We start from the raw sequence: 20853 nt of genomic DNA on the forward strand, positions 1-20853 counted from the left end.
AGATAAAACTAAAAATGAATGCCATAAGGATTTATATGGCATTTTTTATTCACTTTAATATTAAAGTAGTGAATTCTAAATTTCAATTTACCTTAGTAGTACAATTGTTTATACTGAAAGGTTTGGAGGATAAAAATTTGAAAAAGAAATATGGTTACATAGTAATTATTTCGCTCCTGCTAATCACTGTGCTTAGTATTGTAGTACTTAACCACTTTCCATCAAATTTAACCAGTGAGGAAGTGATAGAGAAGACATACGATTTGGCAAACATTTATTGTGATCAGAACCATAGATGCATCGCTTATTCTTTTGAAGAATCCCAGGATAGCGATCCTCAAATAATAGTAACGGATCATTTTAACATACGAAGTCTAGGTAATGAAGAAGGCAAACGAATAGACTTTAAATTTGAAAAGGATGGAAAATACATAGGTCGACTGCTAGTTTCTGATAATGGGGGTAGTATTAAATTTGTGGAGATTGAAGGTGAGTTTTTTAAAGAGAGAATAGGTGAATGAATTTCACAAATCAAAGACCATGCAGCGCAAGGGTTTTGAGACATAGTAAAATGAGCACCTCCCCAAGTCTTGTATAATGGTAAGTAAGCACGAACCAAAAGACTGGAGGAACTCCCAATGGTTAGTATACGACAAGAGAGCTTGTTTAGTATCCAAGAATGATACGAGATGGAACCTACCCAACGTTATCAAGAGATTCAGCGATAGATTTGGATGGAATTTACCACAATGTGACCAAAAAGTCTCGGTTGGGTGCTCCCGAAAAATTAAATTATGCGGCTATGGTCATTTCAGTTTGTATCCGCTATGTTGAGGGGATTCCTACTAGTAAACAGCTCATTAAACGCCTGAAGGATGACCTAAACTTCAAGTTAAATTGCGGTTTTTTAGTTTCAGACAATACCCCATGTGAACCTTCCTACTCGCGACTTTTAGGTAAATTGAGTGATTCCAATATTTTAGAAGAAGCCCAAGAACAAGTTGTGCTCCAAGCAGTTGATGAGGGCTTTATTACAGATGATACGGTCGCTATTGACGCCACCCATTTTGAAGCCCGTGATCAGGCACCGCCGAAAGAAGAAAAGCCCAAAACTGAACCTAAAAAACGCGGTCGAAAACCGAAGGCAGAGCGTGAGCAGTGGATCGGAGCATTCCTCCCTGAGTCTGAGCATCCCTCCCTAAGTCTGAGCATTCCTCTCTGAGTCTGAGCATCCCTCTCTGAGTCTGAGCATTCCTCCCTGAGTCTGAGCATTCCACTCTAAGTCTGAGCATTCCCCTCTGAGTCTGAGCATTCCTCCCTGAGTCTGAGCATTCCTCCCTAAGTCTGAGCATTCCTCCCTAAGTCTGAGCATTCCTCCCTGAGTCTGAGCATTCCTCCCTGAGTCTGAGCATTCCTCTCTGAGTCTGAGCATTCCTCCCTGAGTCTGAGCATCCCTCCCTGAGTCTGAGCATTCCTCCCTGAGTCTCCGAACAAGCTGAAAAAGAAGTGGATTTTCCACTTTTTGAGAGAAAATCGAAACTCAATTAGATGCATCTGTAGCGGAATTACGTGCTGAAGTCCCTCAAAACCCTACTTGGGGCGTCAAAAAGAACAGTGAAGGGAAGAACGTCTTTTGGTATGGCTACAAGGGGCATCAGTCCATCATTGCGTATAACAAAGGAATATTTTCAACTGAACAGCGTTCGTTATCGGACTGGAAAATGTGCCAAAGTTCATTTTGACTTTGTGACCTTAGTTTATAATGCTTCAAAATTAGCTGCTGATCGTATCCATGCCTTATTAAATCAACAACAAGTTGCCTAAACTATAGGCTGTGTTCATGCTCAATCTTGATTTCCAAATCGTTGGTTGGAGTGGAGGCCCACAGGACGTGGGTCAGGAAGGCGTTGCCACAGGACGTGGCTACAGCGGTCTGCTCCCGTCTGAAAATAACCTTCGTCTTTTGAGGCAAAAAGCGCCTCTAAAGCCAAAGAACATTTTTCAGAGGGAGCAAAACGGACCGCTTCCGCATTTCATCCCGCAAGAGCGAAAGCGATGAGGAGGCTCACCGCCCGCCCCGCGGAAAGCGAGCACCTGGAGCGGAAATCAACAGCCATTTTAACAGAGCCAAAATAAAATAGCTAAAAACTAATTTAGGCTTCCTTTTTTGGCAAAAAATAATTTAATTTATATGGTAAATTTTAACATATAAAAACTGGAAGCTGCCAAATAACTATCTGTATTTACTCCTCAAAGCTGACCACTAACAATTAAACTTGACTTCACCCCTGCTGTTAAGTTAAAATACTTTACGTTAAGAGAAAATACTTTACAGCAAATTAAGACTTTGCTACTATACGTATTTGTTGAAACTATTCGGAGGTGCTTATTATGGCAGTTAAAATTCGTCTAAAACGTATGGGTTCTAAAAGAAATCCATTCTATCGTGTTGTAGTTGCAGATTCTCGTTCCCCGCGTGACGGTCGTATCATCGAGCAAGTGGGAACTTACAATCCAGTAGCTAAACCAGCTGAGGTAAAGATTGATGAAGAGCTTGCTTTGAAATGGTTACAAGACGGTGCGAAACCATCTGACACAGTTCGTAACTTGTTCTCTACTCAAGGTATCATGGAAAAATTCCACAACGCGAAACAAGCGAAGTAATCGACCATGATCCAGTTGATCACTACGATGGTTACTCCGCTTGTAGACAACACTGAGGCAATTCGGATTGTTGAAGAAGATCAAGGGGATCGAATCGTTTACAAGTTGTCGGTAGCAAAAGAGGACATGGGCAAAGTGATTGGAAAAGGTGGGCGTACAGCGAAGGCATTACGCACACTCGTGCACGCCACCGCAAAATCTAAAAATGAAGATAAATCCATAACACTTGACATCGTAGACTAACTGAAAAGCGGAAGGCGGTTGATCAGCGAATCCCACTCATCTCAGAACCGGAGGGAAAGTTGTATTTTAACTTTCTCGGAGGGGCTGAAATGACGTGCGGTTCGCTACCGCCTGCAGCTGGACTGTGAAAAGCGGAAGGCGGTTGATCAGCGAATCCCACTCATCTCAGAACCGGAGGGAAAGTTGCTTTTTAACTTTCTCGGAGGGGCTGAAATGACGTGCGGTTCGCTACCGCCTGCAGCTGGACTGTGAAAAGCGAAAGGCGGTTGATTCGAAGCCGCCGAAGCTAGACTAGGAAAAAAGAGGGGACGCACCCCTCTTTTTTCGCATAGAAAAACTTTTTCAGAGGAGGAGTACCCGTGCAAATTTTTCGGAAAGTGATTGTAAAGCAAGTGTTGACCGAACAAACGAAGCAAAAACTCCGAGCCTCATTTGAACATAAATTACAGAAGTTAGAGAGAGAACAAGAACAGCTTGCTTTTGAACAAAGAAAGATGGAGCGGAATTATAAGGACAAAAAGCAACTCGTCCAACAACAATTTGATAAGCAAGTGAGCATGAGAGAAGAGCAAATGAAGCGCCTTAAGATTCAATTGGAGCAGCTAGATAAACTGCCTCTTGGATATGAGCTGAAAACGGGTGAAACGAAAGAATTGGTTACGGTCGAAGTCGGTACCCCATGGATGGATTCCCCGAAAGAGATCATTATAAAGAATGATGAAGTCTTGGAAATTCGCGGCGGAGAGTGAAGTTAAAATGGAATGGTTTAATGTAGGTAAGATTGTAAACACCCACGGAATTCGTGGTGAGGTACGGGTCGTTTCCCGAACAGATTTTGCGGATGAGCGGTATGAGGTAGGCAATGTGCTGACTGTATTTCCTGCTGGTAGTAAAGAGGGAAGAGAGCTGACCGTCCGTACCCATCGTCAGCATAAACAGTTTGATCTGCTCACTTTTGAAGAAATTTCTTCTGTAGAAGAAGCGGAGAAGGTGAAGGGGTCAGTAGTAAAGGTACATAAAGACCAGCTGCACTCGTTAGAAGAGGGTTCTTTTTATTTCCACGAAATCATCGGCTGTACAGTGAAAACGGTAGAAGGTGAGACGATTGGAAAGGTAAAGGAAATTTTAACTCCTGGAGCGAATGATGTGTGGGTCGTGCAACGTCAAGGAAAGAAAGATGCGTATATCCCCTACATTGATGAAGTTGTAGAGCGTATTTCTATCCAGGATCAAGAAATTCTCATTTCGCCAATGGAAGGGCTGCTTGACGAATGAACATGCACGTGTTGACCTTGTTTCCCGACATGTTTCATGGCGTTCTCCAGCAGTCTATTTTGCATAGAGCGCAAGAAGACAAGCGTGTTCACGTTGAGGTGCACCAGCTTCGTGAGCACGCCGACAACAAGCACAAAAATGTAGATGACTATCCATATGGTGGCGGAGCAGGCATGGTACTACAGCCACAGCCTGTTTTTGCTGGGGTTCGCTCGATTGAGAGTAAATCTACCGCGAAACGTCGTCGCATCGTACTCATGTGTCCGCAAGGCGAGCGCTTTACGCAGGCAAAGGCAGAGGAATTAAGTCAAGAAGAGGAACTTATTTTCATTTGTGGTCATTACGAAGGCTACGATGAACGGATTCGCGAGCAGCTTGTGACGGATGAGATTTCGATTGGAGATTACGTACTAACGGGCGGGGAGCTTCCCGCGATGGTCGTCATGGACAGTATTATTCGCTTGTTGCCGGACGTGCTAGGCAATGAATCGAGTGCAAAGGAAGATTCGTTTCAATCAGGTCTCCTGGAGCATCCACACTACACGCGTCCACAAGAGTTCGAAGGCTTGCGCGTTCCAGACGTACTTCTCAGTGGTCATCATGAACGCATTCTGGCGTGGCGTGAAGTAAAGTCAGTCGAACGGACGTGGGAGCGCAGACCAGACTTGCTCGACACCGCACAACTGACAGATCGCCAGCGGGAATGGTTACAAAAGAAGCGAGAAAAGTAAGCTTCAGTCTATTGAGTCGCGTCCTCATAGCAGCACTCACCGCCCGCCCCGCGGAAATCAACGGGCAAGTTTAACAGGGCCAACAACATCAAAAGCTTGTTGCCTAATGAATGAACTTTATGGTATAATTGTGTCTGTTGACTGCGTCTATGGCATAGTCAGATCACAATGTTCCGCTGGAGAACCTAGTTCTTTAAGAGCATTCGGTTGAGAGGAGTTGAAGATCATGCATCCACTAATTCAAGAAGTAACGAAAGAACAACTTCGTACAGATCTTCCTGCGTTCCGTCCTGGTGACACTGTGAAAGTTCACGTTAAGGTTGTCGAGGGAACTCGCGAGCGTATTCAGGTTTATGAAGGTGTTGTTTTGAAACGTCGTGGTGGCGGGATTTCTGAAACGTTTACTGTTCGTAAGATTTCTTACGGCGTTGGCGTTGAACGTACTTTCCCTGTTCACACACCAAAAATTGCAAAGCTTGAAGTGGTTCGTCGCGGTAAAGTTCGTCGTGCGAAACTTTACTACCTACGTAGCCTACGCGGAAAAGCTGCGCGTATTAAAGAAATTCGATAACCAAGCAAAGAACCCCCTTCTTCATAATTGGAGAAGGGGTTTTTTCCTTTTTTTGGGAACGAAACACCTCTAATTTTGTCGAAATTAGCTTCCTCTTTTCACATGCGTCAGACTTCGATACAATTAAGGATGAAAGGCTAATTTCTCGACGTCCTGTCGAAACGCCTTTCTGACCCACACCATGTGGGCCCAAGAAACGAGGGTGGAGAACGGATGGCTAAAACAAAGAATGAATTTTGGGAGTGGACGAAGGCGTTACTCGTTGCCATTGCGCTTGCAACGGTAATTCGGTACTTTCTTTTTGCGCCTATTGTTGTTGACGGCTACTCTATGATGCCGACATTGCAGGACCAAGACCGAATGATTATGAATAAGTTCAGCTATCAGTTTGGCGAGCCCGACCGCTTTGATATTATCGTATTTAATGCTCCTGAAGGGAAAGATTATATTAAGCGTGTCATCGGTCTTCCGGGTGACGAAATTTCCTACCAAAATGACACCTTGTACGTCAACGGAGAAGCAGTACCAGAACCGTATTTGGACGAAATGAAACGACCAGAGTTACAGGGAAATTTGACAGAGTCATTTACACTGGAGGAGCTCATTGATCAAAAAACGGTTCCAGAAGGGTATGTGTTTGTTTTAGGAGACAACCGCAGGCTAAGTAAAGACAGTCGCCACATCGGTCCAGTTCCTATTGACGAGATTCTTGGAAAGACAAACGTTGTCTTCTGGCCATTTGAAGATGTGGGAATTGTGGAATGAAGAGCCGACGTCGAGACAGGCGGCTCTTTTTTCTGAGGAACAGGAGCGGAGTTACGCAGCATCCTGAAATTATGTTCATTGTGCGATTAGAGAACCACTTCGGATGTTGATTGGTGGTTCCACTCGCGCCGCCTTGATCACAACTGGACTGGTTTGTGACTAGTTTCCTGCATGGTTGAGTGCACACTCATGAATGTTTTTATTGAAAAGGAAGTGAAGTTAGATGGCAATTATTCAATGGTTCCCGGGCCATATGGCAAAGGCTAAACGGTTAATTCAGGAATCGTTGTCGCAAGTGGACGTCGTCATTGAACTCGTTGACGCGCGAGTACCACAAGCTTCGCGTAACCCCATGATGGAGCAAGTTTTTCACCAAAAACCAACTGTACTTGTATTAACAAAATCAGACAAAGCAGATCCTGACGTAACAGCGCAGTGGGTAAGACATTTTACGTCGGACAATCTGCGTGCTATTGCCGTCAACGTTCACCAGCAAAAAGATGTAGAACGTATTTATGAGGCGTGTGAGGAGCTACTAGAACCGAAACGTGAACGATTACGAAAAAAAGGCGTATTGAAACCGAGAGCGATGCGAGCGCTAGTTGTCGGGATCCCAAACGTAGGGAAGTCGACGCTCATAAATAAATTGGTCGGTAAAAAAGTGGCGAAAACAGGCGACACACCTGGCGTTACCAAATCAAACGCATGGCTCAAAACGAAGCGCGGCATGGAGCTATTAGACACACCAGGGATTCTATGGCCCAAATTTGAAGAACAACGCGTCGGGCTATTGCTAGCGGTTACCGGGGCGATCAAAGACCAACTGCTTCCGCTACACGATGTAGCGACATTTGCCCTCCGCTATTTAGCCACTCACTACGAGCAAGCATTATGCGAACGACTCGGTGTGGACGAAGTTCCAGATGAGATCGAAGCGCAATATGAGCAATTTGGACAAAGGCGCGGGATTCTGCAAAAAGGCGGAGAAGTCGACTGGGACCGCGTCAGTGAAGCAATCATTCGTGATGTGCGTGAAGAGCGCTTTGGACGTGTGAGTTTTGAGCGGGTGGAAGATTTGTCGGTGTTGGAGTCGGAGGGCGAGGGGTCTGTTCAGTCATAAGCAGTGCCAAAGTAGGAACCCTTAAAATTGAATAGACTAACCTTATAAAAAGAAGCTTCCCGCTATGAAAGGGAAGCTTTTTAATAATCCTCACAGAATTCAGTGTTTCATTGTTAAAACGCGTAATGGGTAACTCCTCCATCAATGAAAAGGTTCCCCCGTGTAACTAGTGATACCTTGCCACTCAAATCAAAATTTGCTTTCATCCCACTGTCTCCCTTTCAAAAGCATTAAGCTTCAAAGTCCTTGATTTTTGCATTAGGACTTAGCACTTTTTCTGGCGCAAACTCTTCTAACGGATCCCCACTTTTCACTCTGTTTGCCCAGTCTCCATTCGCAAGTGCTCCACGACCTAGAGTGATCACAGCTACTTCTCCTTTTTGTATCATCTCTTTTGCTTTTTCTGGGTTATGTAGACCTCCGTTCGCAATGACAGGTAAATGACTATATCTTTTCGCTAATGCGGCAAGTGTTGACCTGCCATCACCGAAAGCAGCATCTGTTGCTTCTGTACCTTCTCCGTCTGGAAAAGCGGGTTGCCAAGCTTCATATTCGGTAACATGAATGAAATCCAGCCCTGCTTTTCCTAACTGTCCAAAGATCATTTCAGCGTCTTTTTCTTTATCCGCCCACTTATGTTGGTAATCATTCACTTTCCCTTGTGAAATTCGAATACCCACTGTAAATTCTTTTCCTACTGCTTCACGAACTGCTTTTGATACTTCAACTAATAGCCGGACACGGTTCTTAGTTGAGCCACCATACTCATCTGTCCGTTGGTTTGTGTAATCAGTTAAGAATTGGTCCAATATATACCCATTTGCTCCGTGAATTTCGACACCATCAAATCCCGCATCTATAGCACGCTTCGATGCCTCAACAAAGGATGTAACGACATCTGCAATATCCTCATTTGTTGCTTCTTTTGGTAGGGCAAAAGGTCCTTCACCACCATAGAATTGCATTTGTTCACCCTTTGGCTGTACAGATGAAGGGGCTAATCGTTCTTTTGTGAATCGATTTCCTTGGGATAAAGCACCGGCATGCATGAGCTGGGCAAAAATTTTGCCGCCTTCTTGATGAACAGCATCCGTAACCTTTTTCCATGCTTGTACTTGTTCCGTGTTAATAATTCCTGGCTGATCAAAATACCCTTGACTGTACTTATTATCTGGATAAATACCCTCAGTAATAAGTAAGCCAAACCCTCCGCGGGCAAATTTTGCGTAGTAGTTCACCATTTGGTCAGTCGCGAGTCCCTCTGGTGTTGCACTTGTCCGTGTCATAGGGGCAACTCCTAATCGATTATCTAGAGTTGTACTTCCAAGTGTAAACGAATCAAATAAAATAGAGTTCATGTCAAATACCCCTTTCTTTTACAAGCACAGTTTAGTATGTATATGTTCTTGAGAAAAATTCGTGAAAATACAAAGTAGTTGCCACCACCGCATTTACCTTCATATAGAGATATTTTATTTGAAGATAAACTTTTGCATGTCGGATTATATACCCGTACAGTTATATTGTCTAAGAAAATGCCTTACTAAGTAGAACCAGCTTTTTTTGTGAAAATTCCAAGCCTCGAAATACTTCTTCACAGACGAAACCTTGTAACTTCGATCTTTACAACTGCCTTACTAGCCACCTCATAAAGTTCCTTCCCCACATACCATTTACCAAAAGAGTAAAAGTCAAATGAATTCGGTTGCAGCCAAAAGGGGGATTCGATGGATAAAAGCAGTGATTTAATGGATAAATGTTGAAATAGTTTTGATTAAATGCCCCCCAAACAATGTGGAATAATGCTCCGATAGTTCGAATTCCGGTACAAAGCCTTATCTTTTTGAAAATGTTCCCGGTTCACACTTGAATTAATATACTTACTAATGCATAATAATCCACATGACTCAATAAAAACTCAACATCATGCAAGGGAGAGATTTGAAAATGGCAAAAGACAAAATCGTATTAGCATATTCAGGTGGGCTCGACACATCTGTAGCTGTCAAATGGTTGCAGGATAAATATAACGTGGACGTAATTGCGGTTGCGCTTGATGTCGGTGAGGGAAAAGATTTGGAGTTTGTGAAAAACAAAGCGCTCGACGTAGGGGCGATTAAGTCATATGTGGTGGATGCAAAGGCTTTATTTGCGAAAGAGTATGTGCTCCCGGCATTACAGGCGAACCTTTTGTATGAAGGCAAATATCCACTCGTCTCGGCATTGTCGCGCCCACTCATTGCGAAGGTATTAGTGGACATCGCAGAAAAAGAAGGAGCTGTGGCGGTGGCGCACGGTTGCACCGGAAAAGGGAACGACCAAGTCCGTTTCGATGTCGCCTTTGCTGCCCTCAATCCTGATTTGAACGTAGTCGCTCCTGTTCGCGAGTGGGCGATGTCGAGAGATGAAGAGATTGCTTATGCGAAAGAAAATAATATTCCGATTCCAGTGAATATCGATAGTCCATATAGTGTTGACCAAAACTTGTGGGGGCGCAGTAACGAATGCGGAATTTTAGAAGACCCGTGGGCAGAGCCACCATACGATGCTTACGAGCTGACAGTTGATCCTATCGATGCACCAAACGAGCCACAAGTCGTGCACATTTCATTTGACAAAGGTCAACCGGTCGCCCTTGATGGTGATGCATTACCGTTAGAGCAACTCATCCTCCAGTTAAACAGTATCGCAGGCAAGCACGGCGTCGGCCGAATCGACCATGTAGAAAATCGTCTCGTCGGGATTAAATCACGCGAAATTTACGAGTGTCCAGCAGCCTTGACGTTGATCGCTGCACACCAAGAGCTAGAGGCGTTAACTTTGACAAGAGAAGTAGCCCAATTCAAACCAATAGTCGAGCAAAAATTAGCACAAACGATTTATGACGGATTATGGTACTCGCCGTTAACTGAAGCACTCACTGCATTTATCGAGCAAACGCAACAAAACGTTTCCGGTACGGTGAAGGTGAAGTTATACAAAGGGCATGCTCAAGTCATTGGGCGCGAATCGGCTCAATCTTTGTATGACTTTGATCTAGCCACCTACAATTCTGGTGATCTCTTTGACCACGAAGCGGCACTCGGATTTATTAAACTGTGGGGCTTACCAACGCAAGTGAACGCCTCTGTTAACAAAGCCAAAAAGGTCGATTACACAGAGCAAATCAAAATGGACATAAAGGAAGCGGTAAAGCAATGAAGCTATGGGGCGGACGTTTTACAAAACCAACAAATCAACTAGTAGACGAATACACAGCCTCGATCCGCTTTGATCAACAGTTAGCGAAGCACGACATTCAAGGAAGCATGGCGCACGTTGAGATGCTGTCCGCTTGCAACATTTTATCGGAAAGTGATGCTACTGCCATACTAGCTGGACTACAAACGGTGGCAGAAAAAATTCAGTCTGGTGATGCAGAGCTAACCGAGGAGCACGAAGACATCCACATGAATGTCGAAAAGCTTCTTGTTGAGGAGATTGGCCCTGTCGGTGGGAAGCTGCACACGGGTCGGAGCCGGAACGACCAAGTGGCCCTCGATATGCGATTGTATTTGCGCGAGGCGATTGTGGAGATTAGTCAGTTGCTTCTTGGCGTGCAGCAAGCTTTGCATAACCAAGCAAAGGCCCATCTCGATACGATTCTCCCGGGCTATACGCACTTGCAGCGAGCACAGCCAGTCCTGTTCGCGCACCATATGATGGCCTACGTATTCATGTTTCAACGCGACATCGAACGCCTTTCAGATAGCTGGAAGCGCGTGAACCAGTCGCCACTCGGAGCAGGCGCACTTGCGGGCACGACGTTTCCAATTGACCGAAGCCTCGTTGCCGACAAATTGAACTTTGATGGCGTCTGTCAAAACAGCTTAGACGCTGTCAGTGACCGCGATTTTGTCGTTGAGTTTTTAGCGAACGCATCACTCGTCTCTACCCATTTGTCGCGCCTTTGCGAGGAGCTTGTGCAATGGTCGAGTGCCGAGTTTAACTTTATCGAGCTCGATGATGCCTTTTGCACGGGTAGTAGTATGATGCCGCAAAAGAAAAACCCGGACGTCGCCGAGCTCGTGCGTGGGAAGACGGGTCGAGTGTATGGCCATCTCATCGGCATGCTGACGACGCTAAAAGGCTTACCGCTCGCGTACAACAAAGATATGCAAGAAGATAAAGAAGGCATGTTCGATACGGTTGAGACGCTAAGAGGAGCGTTGGCGTTGTTTGCCCCGATGATCGACACGATGCACGTGAAAAAAGAAAACATGTACAAAGCGGTCGCTGAAGATTTTTCCAATGCAACAGATCTAGCAGACTATCTCGTCGGTAAAGATTTGCCGTTCCGTGAGGCGCATGCTGTTGTCGGCCAGGTTGTCTTATACTGCATTCAACAAAACAAATTTTTATTAGACTTGTCGCTTGAGGAGTTTCAGCAATTTTCTCCTTTAATGAACGAGGACATTTACAAAGTCCTCGCACCAGAATCTGTTGTCAATGCACGGGACGTTGTCGGTGGAACAGCAAAGAACCGGGTGGAAGAGCAAATCAAAACGGCTGAACAACTATTCCAAATCAACACCGAGTGGATTCATCGACAGGCTGTGAAGATCGGTGCAAAGAAGGAAGAAGAGCCCATTTTTGCACACGATTGAATTGTTATTCCGTTTGAAGAATAGTTATACATTTGATTGGAGAGGAGTGACGAAGTGAACGGAAACACGGGTTATCTCGTATTAAGTACAGGTGACGTTCTAGAAGGAAAATGGCTAGGAGAGGCAACCGTTACAGAAGGAGAAATGGTGTTTAACACAGCAATGACTGGCTACCAGGAAGTGATGACAGATCCTTCTTACGCCGGCCAAATTGTCACGATGACGTATCCATTGATCGGGAATTATGGATGTAATGATCTTCATCATGAGTCGATAAAGCCCTCCCTAGCTGGTTTAATCGTCGCCTATCCATGTCACGCGCCCGAACATTATCAATCTCGTTATTCGCTCGTGGAGATGGTCAATCGCTATCAAATCCCGACCCTGTACGATCTAGACACAAGAGCATTGACGACGATTATTCGAGAGCACGGGGAAGTATTCGGCAAGATCACATCGAGCAAACTGGACACCCCGCAAAAACTGGCGGTCGACGCTAACTTAGTGAGGCGAGTATCTGTCACAGAGATCGTACGTGTGAAAGCAAAGAATTTTGTAGGAACGCATCAACCACACGTCGTCGTAGTCGATTTTGGCTATAAGCATTCGATCGTCCACACGTTGGTTGAACTTGGTTGCGACGTAACGGTCGTTCCTTTTAATTCAACCGCAACGACTATCCACCAGCTGCACCCCGATGGAGTCGTGCTATCTAACGGACCGGGCAATCCGGAAGATGCAGCCTATATTATTCACAACATTAGGCAAATAACAGAAGACTACCCGACGCTAGGCATTTGTCTCGGTCACCAGCTTGTTGCGCTCGCTTACGGAGGAAAAACGAAGCGTCTGCCGTTTGGACATCGCGGTAACAATCACCCGGTAAAAAACACGAAAACGGGTAAAGTGTCAATCACTTCACAAAACCATGGATATGTCGTCAATACAGATTCACTTCATCAAGATGAGTGGCAGGCATCTTATATTCATATAAACGATCGCTCAGTCGAGGGGCTAATTCATAAGCAGAAGCCGATCACGACTGTCCAGTTTCATCCAGAAGCTCATCCTGGACCAGATGATACGCAACACATTTTCACAGACTTTATCGATCAAATCACGAACAAGGAAAAGATGCAACATGCCTAAATACACACACATCCACAAAGTTCTTGTCATTGGTTCCGGACCGATCGTCATCGGGCAAGCGGCGGAGTTCGACTATGCCGGTACGCAAGCTTGCTTAGCTTTACGAGAAGAAGGAATCGAGGTCGTCCTCGTCAATAACAACCCTGCCACAATTATGACGGACGAACAGATTGCGGATCGAGTCTATTTAGAACCTTTAACGCGAGAATCTATAACCGAAATTATAAAAAAAGAACGTCCAGATGGGCTGCTGCCAACGTTGGGTGGGCAAACTGGGTTGAATTTGGCCGTAGCGTTAGCAGAAGCAGGTGTGCTATCTACTTATAGCATCGAATTGTTAGGAACCCCTTTGGATTCGATTCAAAATGGGGAAGATCGTGACCTGTTTAAAGCATTGATGAAATCGATAGACGAACCTGTGCCTGATAGCTCGTCGACTAGCTCAGTTGAAGAAGCGCTTCGGTTTGCTTCTACAATCGGTTATCCAGTCATCATTCGTCCGGCTTACACACTCGGGGGAGCGGGCGGCGGGATCGCGGATAATGAACGAAAGCTTGTCGCGATCGTAAAAAATGGATTGCGGGCAAGTCCAATACATCAAGTGCTCATTGAACAAAGTGTAAAAGGCTGGAAAGAAATCGAGTATGAAGTGATGCGGGATGCGAACGATACATGCATCATCGTTTGTAATATGGAAAACATCGATCCGGTTGGGGTGCATACAGGGGACAGCATCGTGGTGGCCCCGTCGCAAACGTTAAACGACCGCCAATACCAAATGCTGCGCACAACCTCTTGCAAAGTCATTCGTGAGCTTGGCGTTGTCGGAGGGTGCAACATTCAATTTGCCCTTCATCCAGACAGTGACGAATATGTCATTATCGAAGTCAATCCACGAGTGAGTCGCTCAAGTGCCCTAGCTTCGAAAGCGACTGGGTACCCGATTGCGAGAATTGCCGCCAAATTGGCACTCGGGTATCACTTGGATGAAGTGGTCAACCCGATTACGCATGACACGTACGCAAGTTTTGAACCAGCGATCGACTATGTGGCTGTCAAAATTCCGCGCTGGCCCTTTGATAAGTTTGCCGATGCCGACAGACTGCTCGGTACGCAAATGAAAGCGACAGGCGAAGTGATGGCACTCGCCCGTAATTTCCCGGCCGCTTTGCAAAAGGCAGTACGCTCATTAGAGATTGGCGTGGACCGACTCGAAATAGCGTCCGTCACACAGCTACTAGACGACGAAATCAATGGAGCACTAGCTATCGCTACGGATGAACGATTGTTTGTCGTCGCAGAGGCTCTTAGGCGCGGCTATTCAGTCGATGAGGTACACAAATTGTCAGGTGTCAATCGGTTTTTCTTACACGAAATCGCACTCATCATTGAGATCGAAGCCGATTTGAAACAGAAGAACTGGCATGAGGTAACGGAATCAGAGTGGAAACGGGCAAAAGCACTCGGATTCACGGACAACAGCCTGGCCGAGTGGTTACGTGTAGAAGTAAACGTAGTTCACGAGCACACTAGACAACGAGGGATTACTCCTTCGTACAAAATGGTTGACACGTGCGCTGCCGAGTTCTCCGCCAATACGCCGTACTTTTATAGCTCTTGGAACGAAGTGGATGAGGTGAAGCCATTAGCCTCAGCGAAAAAAATGGTTGTGCTAGGCTCTGGACCGATTCGAATTGGGCAAGGAATCGAATTTGACTATTGTGCAGTGCATGCCGCAAAGTCACTACAGGCACAAGGGATCGAGACCATTGTCATTAATAGCAATCCAGAAACGGTAAGTACGGACTTCAACACGGCAGACCACTTGTATTTCGAACCATTAACAGAAGAAGACGTATTACATATTGTCGAAAAGGAATCGGCTGATGGAGTACTTGTACAATTTGGAGGACAGACGGCAATTCATCTTGCTAAGGGGTTGAGTGAAGCTGGAGTGCCACTCGCGGGAACTTCTTTGGAGGCCATAGAGAAAACAGAAGATCGGGAGCAATTTTACGAGCTGCTCCAAACGTTACACATCCCTCATATTCTTGGTGAAACTGTGACCGACGTACAGGATGCCGTGGCGGTGGCTGCTAAAATTGGGTATCCCGTATTAATTAGACCTTCCTACGTGATAGGTGGACGAAATATGGAGATCATCGCAGACGAGTCACAATTGCTTACGTATGTAGCGCGATTAGGCAAACAGTCCCACGGTTCTGCAATTTTCCCACTACTCATCGATCGATTTATTCCTGGATTCGAAGTGGAAGTCGATGCGGTTTGTGATGGAGAAGATATCGTCATCCCGGGCATTTTTCAGCATATCGAGCGAGCGGGAATTCACTCTGGCGACAGCATCACAGTATTCCCAAGCAAAGACTTGTCGGAAACCCATAAGCAAACGATCACCAAGATTGTGCAACGCATTTCTGAGGCGTTACAAGTGAAAGGCATCATGAACGTTCAATTTATTATGAGCGAAGATCGGCAACAGCTTGATGTGCTTGAGGTCAATTTGCGCGCATCCCGCACCGTTCCCATCGTCAGTAAAGTGAGCGGCGTGCCGATGATTGACTTAGCGACAAGGGTCCAAATGGGGGAAGCGTTGTCAAAACAAGGCTGGCAGTTAGGCTTACACAAACCACTTCCTTACTATGCCGTGAAGGTGCCCGTTTTTTCGAGTAACAAATTGCCTGGCGTTGACCCACTGCTTGGTCCGGAAATGAAGTCAACGGGAGAAGCGATCGGAATTGGGTCCACTGTGGAAGCGGCCATGGCCAAAGCATTCGGCTGGAAGGAAAACGGGTTGCGAGATATTATCGAGCAAGACACTTTATTTTTGTCAGTGGCACGTAACGATTTGCTTAGACTCGATTCGATCCTATCGCTCGTTGCCAACGTGAACATCGTAGCCACGCAGACCACTGCGAAATATTTGGAACAAAAAGGATTGTTCGTTAGCGAGACAGTGACTAGTAAACAGGCTGAAGCGTTGTGCGTAGAAGGCAAACTTCAGTTCATTTTAAGTACGAATGAGGATGAATCTGCGCTGCGAGCAAAAGCTTTGGCTTCAAATGTCGCATGCTTCACTTCATTGGAAACGCTACTAGCTTACGTGCAAGCATCAGACATCAAGTTAGAACCGCCTATTTCAATGAATGAGTATCTACAAACGAAGGGAGCGGTGTTCAGATGATCCAATCTAGTAGTCTCGAACAACAACTAAAAGGACGCGACTTTCTCACCCTGGTCGACTACTCAAAGGAAGAAATCACTTATTTGTTAGAACTCGCTAACTACTTGAAAAAGCAGCAACGAGCGGGAAAAATGGAGCAGCCTTTACAGGGGAAAACCCTCGGGATGATTTTTGAAAAGTCATCGACACGAACCCGCGTATCCTTTGAAGTAGGGATGTATCAGTTAGGTGGGACGGCTTTGTTTTTAAGTAAAGAGGATATCCAAATGGGTAGAGGAGAATCGATTCCCGACACCGCACGCGTCCTATCAAGCTATCTGGACGGCATGATGGTTCGTACGTTTTCCCAGTCTGTTGTCGAGGAACTAGCGAATTATGCTAGCATCCCGGTCATAAACGGGTTAACCGACACGTACCATCCGTGCCAAGTACTCGCTGACCTGCAAACGATTCAGGAAATAAAAGGTGGGCTACAAGGCGTGAAGATCGCCTATATCGGGGACGGAAATAACATGGCACACTCCCTTATGATTGGCGCCAGTAAGATGGGGATGGATGTAGCGATCGCTGCTCCAAACGGGTATCAACCGGATCCAAGCATTACAAAAAAAGCGCAATCGTTCGCCAACACGGAAGGCGGCACCGTCTTGATCACGGATGACCCCCAAGTTGCCACCGGAAAAGCTGACGTCATCTACAGTGACGTATGGGCAAGCATGGGACAGGAAAGTGAGCAAGAAAAGCGTGTAGAAGCGTTCGCAAACTTTCAAGTAAACACTGAACTATTAGAGCTGGCAAAACCCGATGTTACCTTTCTGCACTGCCTACCCGCACATAGAGGAGAAGAAGTCACGAGCGAAGTGATCGACGGCGAACACTCCGCCGTCTTCCAACAAGCAGAAAATCGACTCCACGCCCAAAAGGCACTGATGACAGCTTTGATAGGATAGAGCAGGTAGTTCCGCGAACAGCCGGGTGCTGTTCGCGGAAATGAATGGTTCTGGTTAGTGATTATCCACGAAGTAGAGGGCGATATATCCGCGGTCAGGAGCCGATATCCGCGATCAGGACGATATATCCGCGGTCAGGAGGATATATCCGCGATCAGGAGCCGATATCCGCGATCAGGAGGATATATCCGCGATCAGGAGCCGATATCCGCGGTCAGGAGGATATATCCGCGGTCAGGAGCCGATATCCGCGGTCAGGAGGATATATCCGCGATCAGGAGCCGATATCCGCGATCAGGAGGATATATCCGCGGTCAGGACGATATATCCGCGATCAGGAGGATATATCCGCGATCAGGAGGATATATCCGCGATCAGGAGGATATATCCGCGATCAGGAGGATATATCCGCGGTCAGGAGCCGATATCCGCGGTCAGGAGGATATATCCGCGATCAGGAGAATATATCCGCGATCAGGAGAAAATATCCGCGATCAGGAGGATATATCCGCGATCAGGAGCCGATATCCGCGGTCCATTCAGAGTTAAAAGAAACATATCCGGACTCAGTGCAACAACGGGCGAGCCTGAAACGCGCGCCCAAACAGCCTGTCGAGATTTGTCCTGCTTGTATCTTGTTACTACTATTCAATTGAAAGCCGTTTACCACGTTTTTTAGGAACCCGAATCGTAAGTAATCCATCCTCGTAATTTGCCTTCATGTTTTGGGGGTCAGTGTTTGGAGAGAAGGGAATTGTACGGGTTTGTTCCCGTTTCGATTTTTTACTTTCAGTTCTTTTCGATTTCTCATCATGAACGGTTGTTTCCTCTTCTTCTGTCACTGAAATAGATACGTGATTCGTAAAAACCTCGACGCCGATGTTCTCTTTTTTTATACCAGGTAGCTTGGCCTCAATCCATTGTGCTTCGTTTGTTTCGCGAGTGTTTACAGAAAATGCGGTGCTAGAGAATGGACTTCCATCGAATAATCCGTCCATGCTCTGCATTAAATTGCGGACGGGTTTTTCTCCAAACCATTGGTTCATTGAACGTAATACTTCTCCAAAGGGGTCTTGTGAGTCCTCTTTTTTCTTTGGTGTTTCGCTCATTATTAAAGCCTCCTATTCACTCCTGCAATTTCTTCACTGTCACAGTATGAAAGGTGGGAAGTATTCGTGACAAATGTCTAGGAAAACGAACGTTTATTCGGTACAATACGTATGAGGTGGAGAGAAATGTGGAAGCACCAAACCATTCAAGATGTTTTACAAAAACTGCAGGAGTCCCCAGAACATGCGGCTCAATTTGTCTACCATAAAGTGTTACCAGCGAGAGAGGCAAAGTCGGTCCCTTTCCCGGGAGAGATGCACGCCGCACTAAAAGCAGCCTTCAAAACCCGAGGTATTTCCTCATTATATACACATCAGGCTCGTGCATTTGAGCTTGCAAGACAGCGACAAAGCTTTGTCGCAATTACACCGACCGCTTCTGGAAAAACGCTTTGCTACAATGCGCCTGTCGTGCAGTCCATACTCGAAAACGACCAGGCACGTGCGCTCTATTTGTTTCCAACGAAAGCGCTAGCTAACGACCAAAAGGCTGAGCTTCAAGAGTTAGGAGATTCACTACCGATTTCGCTACGGGGCTTTACATACGACGGGGATACACCAGCTTCTATACGACAAAAGGTTCGAAAAGCCGGTCATATTGTGATGACAAACCCAGATATGTTACACTCTGCTATTTTGCCGCACCATACGAAATGGGTGTCGTTCTTTGAACAATTGAAAGTCGTAGTCATTGATGAACTCCATACATACCGAGGTGTTTTTGGCAGCCATGTGGCAAACGTCATTCGTAGATTGAAGAGAATCTGTAGGCATTATGGAAGTAACCCTATTTTTATTTGTACATCCGCTACGATCGCAAACCCAAAACAACTTGCTGAGCAAATTACTGGCGAAGTGGTAGAGGTAGTTGACAACAACGGAGCACCCGCTGGCAAGAAACATTTTTACTTTTATAATCCTCCCGTTGTGCATAGTGGCTTGATGGTCCGGGAAAGCGCGCTAGTTTCAGCACGAAAGTTAGCAGAAGCCTGCCTACGTGAACATATTCAGACGATTGTGTTTGCACGCAGTCGTGTTCGTGTAGAGATTTTGGTGAAGTATTTGCAGACACTCGTTACTCGTGAGCTTGGACCTAAGTCGATTCGAGGGTATCGAGGTGGTTATTTGCCTTCAGAGAGAAGGGAAATTGAACAAGGACTTCGAGATGGCTCCATTTATGGAGTGATCAGTACAAATGCGCTCGAGCTCGGTGTCGATATCGGACAGCTGCAAGTGTGTATTTTGACTGGATACCCTGGAAGTATTGCGAGCAGCTGGCAGCAAGCAGGACGAGCGGGGCGGAGAAACGAAGAATCTGTCGTCATTTTTGTAGCAAGTTCTTCACCGCTAGATCAATACATTATGCAAAATCCTGATTTTTTCTTCAAACAAACACCAGAAGAGGCGCAAATTGACCCAGATAACTTAATCATTTTTATGGATCACTTAAAGTGTGCGGCGTACGAGCTTGCGTTTTCGTTGGACGAGAAGTTCGGCGCATATGACTTAGAAGAATGCCTCGATTACTTGGAAGAGGAACGCGTATTGTATCGAAACGGCGACAAAATGTACTGGATGACAGATGCGTTCCCTGCTCACAATGTGAGTTTGCGCTCCGCTTCCCAAGAAAACGTTGTTATCATTGATCAAACAAATACTCCTCACCATCAAATTATAGGTGAGATGGATCGTTTTAGTGCGTTAACCCTATTACATGAAGAAGCGATTTACCTTCATCAAGGTATACAGTATCAAGTGGAAACTCTCGATTGGGAAGAAAAAAAGGCGTATGTGCGTGAAGTAAACGTAGATTATTTTACAGACGCCAATTTGGCCGTCTCACTCGATGTACTTGAAGTCGACAAATCTCAGCCGTTTTCCTCAGCGGAAATTCACTACGGAGATGTGTCTGTGAGAGCGATGGCTACTATTTTTAAGAAAATCCAATTCAACACACACGACAATGTAGGATCAGGTCCTATTCATTTACCTGAAGAAGAACTACACACGACGAGCTGCTGGATTTCATTTGACGAACCGTCCGACTCGAAAAGTATGGAAGAAGGTTTACTGGGTGCCAGTCATGCACTGCGTCATCTTGTGTCTATTTATGCGATGTGTGATGTCGGTGACGTACATGTCATTCCACAAATAAAAGCAACACACAACGGAAAACCAACAATCTTTTTCTATGATCGCTATCCTGGTGGCGTTGGACTAAGTAAACAAGTGTTTTCAAAGTGGCAAGAGATCGTGAAGGAAGCGGTTGGGGCAATTTCTCAATGTCCGTGTACAAGCGGCTGTCCGTCCTGCGTAGGTATGGATCCGAGGACAGAACGGGCTAAGGCAGAGACGATCAAATTATTAAAGCAACTTATTTCGTTATCTAAGGTAGAGGCCCATGGGTGATGTGAGAAAAAAACTTTCA

19 protein-coding genes and 2 pseudogenes are annotated in these 20853 nt (G+C 45.7%); 19 read left to right on the plus strand and 2 right to left on the minus strand.

Features of this window, described 5'->3' with window-relative positions; genetic code table 11:
• The first annotated feature begins 137 nt into the window (after nucleotides 1–137).
• The 12 genes and pseudogenes from HHK01_RS06595 to ylqF all read left to right on the plus strand — a co-directional run bounded on the left by HHK01_RS06595 (nucleotide 138) and on the right by ylqF (nucleotide 7369).
• The gene (locus tag HHK01_RS06595; protein ID WP_170007035.1) at nucleotides 138–521 is read left to right on the plus strand and encodes a hypothetical protein; all 384 of its coding nucleotides are present in this window, start codon (nucleotides 138–140) and stop codon (nucleotides 519–521) included.
• A 168-nt stretch (nucleotides 522–689) separates the two neighbouring features.
• A pseudogene (locus HHK01_RS06600) lies at nucleotides 690–1165 on the plus strand (transposase); the annotation flags it as partial.
• A gap of 317 nt (nucleotides 1166–1482) precedes the next feature.
• A pseudogene (locus HHK01_RS06605) lies at nucleotides 1483–1824 on the plus strand (hypothetical protein); the annotation flags it as partial.
• Between the two features lie 16 nt (nucleotides 1825–1840).
• On the plus strand, nucleotides 1841–2059 hold the full coding sequence (locus HHK01_RS15535; RefSeq protein WP_228027685.1) for a hypothetical protein: 219 nt from the start codon (nucleotides 1841–1843) through the stop codon (nucleotides 2057–2059).
• 332 nt (nucleotides 2060–2391) lie between these two features.
• Nucleotides 2392–2664: a 30S ribosomal protein S16 gene (gene rpsP, locus HHK01_RS06610; RefSeq protein ID WP_170007036.1), complete on the plus strand. Its 273-nt coding sequence runs from the start codon at nucleotides 2392–2394 to the stop codon at nucleotides 2662–2664.
• A 6-nt stretch (nucleotides 2665–2670) separates the two neighbouring features.
• Complete coding sequence (locus HHK01_RS06615) at nucleotides 2671–2907, plus strand: KH domain-containing protein (protein WP_170007037.1); 237 nt, start codon at nucleotides 2671–2673, stop codon at nucleotides 2905–2907.
• A 359-nt stretch (nucleotides 2908–3266) separates the two neighbouring features.
• Nucleotides 3267–3656 (plus strand): YlqD family protein, encoded by a 390-nt coding sequence (locus HHK01_RS06620; RefSeq protein ID WP_170007038.1) that lies wholly within the window; start codon nucleotides 3267–3269, stop codon nucleotides 3654–3656.
• A 7-nt stretch (nucleotides 3657–3663) separates the two neighbouring features.
• Nucleotides 3664–4182, plus strand: coding sequence for a ribosome maturation factor RimM (rimM, locus tag HHK01_RS06625; protein WP_228027686.1), 519 nt, complete (start codon nucleotides 3664–3666; stop codon nucleotides 4180–4182).
• Nucleotides 4179–4913: a tRNA (guanosine(37)-N1)-methyltransferase TrmD gene (gene trmD, locus HHK01_RS06630; protein ID WP_170007039.1), complete on the plus strand. Its 735-nt coding sequence runs from the start codon at nucleotides 4179–4181 to the stop codon at nucleotides 4911–4913. Before rimM ends, trmD begins: the two co-directional genes overlap by 4 nt.
• Nucleotides 4914–5139: 226 nt before the next feature.
• Nucleotides 5140–5484: a 50S ribosomal protein L19 gene (gene rplS / locus HHK01_RS06635; protein WP_170007040.1), complete on the plus strand. Its 345-nt coding sequence runs from the start codon at nucleotides 5140–5142 to the stop codon at nucleotides 5482–5484.
• 213 nt (nucleotides 5485–5697) lie between these two features.
• Nucleotides 5698–6249, plus strand: a complete 552-nt coding sequence (lepB, locus tag HHK01_RS06640) for a signal peptidase I (RefSeq protein WP_170007041.1) — start codon at nucleotides 5698–5700, stop codon at nucleotides 6247–6249.
• A 223-nt stretch (nucleotides 6250–6472) separates the two neighbouring features.
• On the plus strand, nucleotides 6473–7369 hold the full coding sequence (ylqF, locus tag HHK01_RS06645; protein ID WP_170007042.1) for a ribosome biogenesis GTPase YlqF: 897 nt from the start codon (nucleotides 6473–6475) through the stop codon (nucleotides 7367–7369).
• 230 nt (nucleotides 7370–7599) lie between these two features.
• Here the strand turns inward: ylqF and HHK01_RS06650 are convergent, their stop codons facing one another.
• Nucleotides 7600–8727, minus strand: a complete 1128-nt coding sequence (locus tag HHK01_RS06650; protein WP_170007043.1) for an NADH:flavin oxidoreductase — start codon at nucleotides 8725–8727, stop codon at nucleotides 7600–7602.
• Between the two features lie 589 nt (nucleotides 8728–9316).
• Here HHK01_RS06650 and HHK01_RS06655 point away from each other — a divergent pair.
• Genes HHK01_RS06655 through HHK01_RS06680 form a run of 6 tightly spaced genes read left to right on the plus strand, consistent with a single transcriptional unit; the run spans nucleotide 9317 to nucleotide 17865 of the window.
• Entirely contained in the window at nucleotides 9317–10570 is a 1254-nt protein-coding gene (locus tag HHK01_RS06655) for an argininosuccinate synthase (RefSeq protein WP_170007044.1), read from the plus strand.
• Nucleotides 10567–12015, plus strand: coding sequence for an argininosuccinate lyase (gene argH / locus HHK01_RS06660; RefSeq protein ID WP_170007045.1), 1449 nt, complete (start codon nucleotides 10567–10569; stop codon nucleotides 12013–12015). Before HHK01_RS06655 ends, argH begins: the two co-directional genes overlap by 4 nt.
• Nucleotides 12016–12069: 54 nt before the next feature.
• Nucleotides 12070–13164: a carbamoyl phosphate synthase small subunit gene (locus HHK01_RS06665; RefSeq protein WP_170007046.1), complete on the plus strand. Its 1095-nt coding sequence runs from the start codon at nucleotides 12070–12072 to the stop codon at nucleotides 13162–13164.
• Entirely contained in the window at nucleotides 13157–16366 is a 3210-nt protein-coding gene (carB, locus tag HHK01_RS06670) for a carbamoyl-phosphate synthase (glutamine-hydrolyzing) large subunit (RefSeq protein ID WP_170007047.1), read from the plus strand. Before HHK01_RS06665 ends, carB begins: the two co-directional genes overlap by 8 nt.
• Nucleotides 16363–17316: an ornithine carbamoyltransferase gene (gene argF, locus HHK01_RS06675; protein WP_170007048.1), complete on the plus strand. Its 954-nt coding sequence runs from the start codon at nucleotides 16363–16365 to the stop codon at nucleotides 17314–17316. The genes carB and argF overlap by 4 nt, the downstream gene beginning before the upstream one ends.
• A gap of 57 nt (nucleotides 17317–17373) precedes the next feature.
• Nucleotides 17374–17865: a hypothetical protein gene (locus HHK01_RS06680; protein ID WP_170007049.1), complete on the plus strand. Its 492-nt coding sequence runs from the start codon at nucleotides 17374–17376 to the stop codon at nucleotides 17863–17865.
• A gap of 95 nt (nucleotides 17866–17960) precedes the next feature.
• Here the strand turns inward: HHK01_RS06680 and HHK01_RS06685 are convergent, their stop codons facing one another.
• A complete protein-coding gene (locus HHK01_RS06685) occupies nucleotides 17961–18425 on the minus strand; it encodes an Hsp20/alpha crystallin family protein (protein ID WP_170007050.1) in 465 nt (154 codons plus the stop codon).
• A gap of 126 nt (nucleotides 18426–18551) precedes the next feature.
• On the opposite strand from HHK01_RS06685, the gene HHK01_RS06690 reads away from it, so the two are divergent.
• On the plus strand, nucleotides 18552–20834 hold the full coding sequence (locus tag HHK01_RS06690; protein WP_170007051.1) for a DEAD/DEAH box helicase: 2283 nt from the start codon (nucleotides 18552–18554) through the stop codon (nucleotides 20832–20834).
• Nucleotides 20835–20853: the final 19 nt, after the last annotated feature.

The sequence above is a fragment of the Bacillus fonticola genome, from assembly GCF_012955605.1.
GTDB lineage: Bacteria > Bacillota > Bacilli > Bacillales > JC228 > Bacillus_CG > Bacillus_CG fonticola.